Source organism: Rhodococcus sp. YH1, assembly GCF_009939605.1.
GTDB classification, from domain to species: Bacteria; Actinomycetota; Actinomycetes; order Mycobacteriales; family Mycobacteriaceae; genus Rhodococcus; species Rhodococcus aetherivorans.
In genome coordinates this window covers 1-4,295 of the sequence record NZ_WVTE01000149.1, presented here as the reverse complement: position 1 = coordinate 4,295, position 4,295 = coordinate 1, and the positions used below count along the sequence as shown (strand labels likewise).

3 protein-coding genes and 1 pseudogene are annotated in these 4,295 nt (G+C 70.2%); 3 read left to right on the top strand and 1 reads right to left on the bottom strand.

The genetic code is table 11. The features are described from left to right. From AIIKEEIJ_RS12715 to sfnG, 3 genes are all read left to right on the top strand, one after another. A partial coding sequence (locus AIIKEEIJ_RS12715) for an LLM class flavin-dependent oxidoreductase (RefSeq protein WP_238406330.1) occupies positions 1–1,362 on the top strand: 1,362 nt, incomplete at its 5' end. 29 nt (positions 1,363–1,391) lie between these two features. Next, a complete protein-coding gene (locus AIIKEEIJ_RS12710) occupies positions 1,392–2,765 on the top strand; it encodes a styrene monooxygenase/indole monooxygenase family protein (protein WP_161995789.1) in 1,374 nt (457 codons plus the stop codon). A 100-nt stretch (positions 2,766–2,865) separates the two neighbouring features. After that, positions 2,866–3,987, top strand: a complete 1,122-nt coding sequence (sfnG, locus tag AIIKEEIJ_RS12705) for a dimethylsulfone monooxygenase SfnG (protein WP_161995788.1) — start codon at positions 2,866–2,868, stop codon at positions 3,985–3,987. Between the two features lie 10 nt (positions 3,988–3,997). Here the strand turns inward: sfnG and AIIKEEIJ_RS12700 are convergent. Continuing rightward, positions 3,998–4,295 (bottom strand): annotated as a pseudogene (locus AIIKEEIJ_RS12700) (NADPH-dependent FMN reductase); the annotation flags it as partial.

The following is a 4,295-nucleotide window of genomic DNA, read 5'->3' as shown; positions in this document are numbered from 1 at the left end:
CCGCCGAACGCCAGGCGGTGCCGCACCTTCGGCGTGTCGCCGGCCACGGCGACCGCGAGGTCCACGAGCGGCGATGCCCGGCTCCTCGAACGCGGCCTGTTCGACGGCCTGTTCATCGCCGACGTGCTCGGCACGTACGACGTCTACGGCGGCACCGACGAGGCGGCGCTGCGGCAGGGGGCGCAGGTCCCGGTGGCCGATCCGCTCCTGCTCGTCTCCGCGATGGCCGCGGCGACCGAGCATCTCGGCTTCGGCATCACCACCGGAACAGGATTCGAGCATCCCTACCCGTTCGCGCGGCGGCTCTCGACCCTCGACCACCTCACCCGCGGCCGCATCGGATGGAACGTCGTCACCGGATACCTGCCGTCCGCGGCCCGCAACTTCGGCGAGGCCGACCAGCTCGATCACGACACCCGCTACGACCACGCCGACGAGTACCTCGAGGTGCTCTACAAGCTGTGGGAGGGCTCCTGGGAGGACGACGCCGTCGTCCGGGACGCCGAGCGCGGCCTCTACATCGACCCGGAGAAGGTGCACCACATCGGGCATCGCGGTGCGCATTTCACGGTGCCCGGAATTCACCTGTCCGAACCGTCACCGCAGCGGTCTCCGGTGATCTATCAGGCCGGGGCGTCGCCGCGCGGCGTGCGCTTCGCGGCGGAGAACGCGGAGGCGATCTTCGTCGGGCCGCCGTCCAAGCGGGTCCTGCGCGACACCGTGGCCCGCATCCGGGCCGCGCTCGTCGACGCCGGCCGCGATCCGTACTCCGCGCGGATCTACGCCCTCGCCACGATCGTCACGGACGCCACCGACGAGGCGGCCGCGGCCAAACACGAGGAGTACAAGCGGTACGCCAGCCTCGAGGGCGCGCTGGTGTTCACCTCCGGCTGGATGGGTATCGACCTGTCCCGCTACGACCTCGACGAGCCGATCGGCAACGTCGAGAGCAACGCCATCCGCTCCGCGGTCGCGGCGTTCCAGGAGGCCGACGACGACGGCCGCGAATGGCGCGTCCGCGACATCGCCGAGTGGGCGAGCATCGGCGGACTGGGCCCCCGCTTCGTCGGCTCCGGCGAGTCCGTCGCCACCCGGTTGCAGGAGTGGGTGGCCGAAACCGACGTCGACGGGTTCAACCTTGCCTATGCCGTCACGCCCGGCTCGTTCGAGGACGTGATCACCCACGTCGTCCCCGTCCTCCAGGAGCGCGGTGCCTACCCGACGACCTACACCGAGGGAACGCTGCGCCACAAGCTCTTCGGCAAGGGCGACCGCCTCCCCGACGAGCATCGGGGCGCCCGCTACCGGTTCGGCGCGCCCCTCTCGACCGTGACCGACCGCCACCGCGCCTACGTCGGCTGATCCATCACCGCCCACCACGAGGAGTTTCCATGACCACCACTCGACGTTCCGTCGCCGTCGTCGGCGCCGGACTGGCCGGGACCACGGCCGCGCTCGGCTTCCTCGATGCCGGATTCGACGTCACCGTCCTCAGCGATCGGGGTCGCGAGTCGCTGCGCAACGACGTGCCGGCGACCGGAACGGCCGTCTACTTCGGCAAGTCCCGCGAGTCCGACGCCCGGATCATCGAGGATCTGTACGCCGACGGACCCCATTCGACCGGCATGAGCACGCGCCTGTATTCGGGCGACGGCGACACCCGCGCCGAGGTCCTCGAGTTCGACCCGGATTTCCGGTACGTCGCGCAGGGCGTCGACGTCCGGCTGCGGGCGGACGACCGGCTGGGCCGTTTCCTCGACCGGGGTGGCCGGTTCGAGGTGCGCGCGGTGACGCCGGAGAGTCTCGATGCGATCGCCGCCGAGCACGACCTGACGCTCGTCGCGACCGGCAAGGGCGGCCTGTCGTCGCTGTTTCCCGTCGACGCCGAGCGCACCGTCTACCGCGAGCCCCAGCGCACCCTGCTGCTGGTGACGCTCCGGGGACTCGGGCACGGCCCGGACACGTGGGGTTACCGCTCCGAGGCGGGGGGCGCCCACAACCTGTTCAACCTGCACACCGAGTACGGCGAGGCCTGGCTCGGCCCGTACCTGCACAAGGACGCGGGTCCGACGTGGAGCTTCCTCGGCTTCGCCAAGCCGGGCAGCCCGTGGGTCGAGCGGTTCGAGGCGGTCACCGACGTCCACAGCGCCCGTCGCACCGTCGTCGAGCTGTACCGCGACTACTTCCCGCAGGACGCCCCCGAGGTGGAGAAGCTCGAGGTCATCGAGGCCGATCCGCACTCCTGGCTGCGCGGGTCCGTCACCCCGACGGTGCGGCGGGCGGTGGGCCGCACGGCCGGGGGCCACGTCGTCGCCGCGATCGGCGACACCGCCATCGCGTTCGACCCCATCGCCGGCCAGGGCGCACAGAACACCGTGGTGCAGGTGGCGGCGCTGATCGAGGCGGCACGCGGCCACAAGGGCGAGTTCACCGCCGACTGGCTCACGGATCAGTTCGAAAAGCACTGGGACGCCCGCGGTCACGCCGCCGCGGAGGTGACCCGGCTGTTCCTCGGCGATCCGAAGTACGCCGTGCACGCGGAGTTGCTCTTCCCCGCGGCGACCGTGAGTGAGCCGGTGGCCGCCGCGCTGTTCGGGTTCCTGTCCGAACCCGGCACGCTGCTCGGCATCGACACCCGCGACGACGTGCTGGCATTCATCACCGCGCATGCCGGCGAGCCGGCCGAGGACGTGCTGGCGCGGTTCCAGCCGAGCGGCGGCTTCAGCGCGTCGCCGCTCGCCGGCGCAGCGGTCCAGCCCGCCTGACGACGACCCGGTCCCGACCGTCGCAACCGCTCGCGACGGTTGGGATCGGGTTGATTCCAACGATTGGGTGCGGCGGGTGCGGACGCTTGAATTGGTGCCCATGTCGACCGAACACATCATCCCCGAGATCAAATTCGCCTACTGGGTGCCCAACGTCAGCGGCGGCCTGGTCACCTCGAACATCGAACAGCGGACCAGCTGGGACTACGACTACAACGTCCGGCTCGCCCGCACCGCCGAGAACAACGGCTTCGAGTACGCCCTCAGCCAGGTGCGGTACGAGGCCAGCTACGGCGCGGAGTTCCAGCACGAGTCCACCAGCTTCTCCCTCGCTCTCCTGCTGGCCACCGAGCGCCTGAAGGTGATCGCCGCCGTCCATCCCGGACTGTGGCAGCCGGCGGTGCTCGCCAAACTGGGTGCCACCGCCGACCAGCTCTCCGGCGGCCGGTTCGCCGTCAACGTCGTCAGCGGCTGGTTCAAGGACGAGTTCACCCACCTCGGCGAGCCGTGGCTCGAGCACGACGAACGCTACCGCCGCAGTGCCGAGTTCCTGCAGGTGCTGCGCAAGATCTGGACCGAGGACGATGTCGACTTCCGCGGCGACTTCTACCGCATCCACGACTTCACCCTCAAGCCCAAGCCCGACAACACGCCCGAGCGGCCCAATCCCGAACTGTTCCAGGGCGGTAACTCCACCGCCGCGATCGCCAACGGTGGGCGCTACGCGGACTGGTACTTCAGCAACGGCAAGGACTACGACGGCATCAGCGAGCAGATCGCCGACCTGCGCGCCGTCGCCCGCGAGCACCAGCGCGAGGTCAGGGTCGGCCTCAACGGGTTCATCATCGCCCGCGACACCGAGAAGGAAGCGCGCGACACTCTCCGCGAGATCATCGAGAAGGCGAACCGCCCGGCGGTCGAGGGCTTCCGCGGCGCCGTGCAGCAGGCCGGTGCGTCCACCGGGGACAAGAAGGGCATGTGGGCCGACTCGACATTCGAGGACCTGGTCCAGTACAACGACGGCTTCCGCACCCAGCTCATCGGCACCCCCGAGCAGATCGCCCACCGCATCGTCGAATACCGCCGGCGCGGAGTCGATCTCATCCTGTCCGGCTTCCTCCACTTCCAGGAGGAGATCGAGTACTTCGGCGAGAAGGTGCTGCCGCTCGTGCGAGAACTCGAGGCCGCCGATCAGGACGACCGCGAGCCCGTGGTCGTCTGACCCGGCCCGCTCACCGCCACGCGGATCGCAGGACAGGCGCCCAGCGCTCGGCGTAGTCCGCGATCCGCGTGTCGGTCGTGTACGTGGAGTCGAGCAGGTACAGACCCGGCGCCGGGGTCGTGGCGCCGAGTTCGACGAGCACCGGCTTGAGCAGCAGGTCCGGGGCCAGGGCGTGGGCCGGGCCGGCGCCGAGCATGAGCGGCACGGCGGTGACGTCGCGCAGGCCGTCGCCGGTGGCGAACTGGTCGAGGAACAGCTTGAGGATGCCATGTAGGTGGCCTTGAAGGTGGGGCTGGCGAAGACCACGA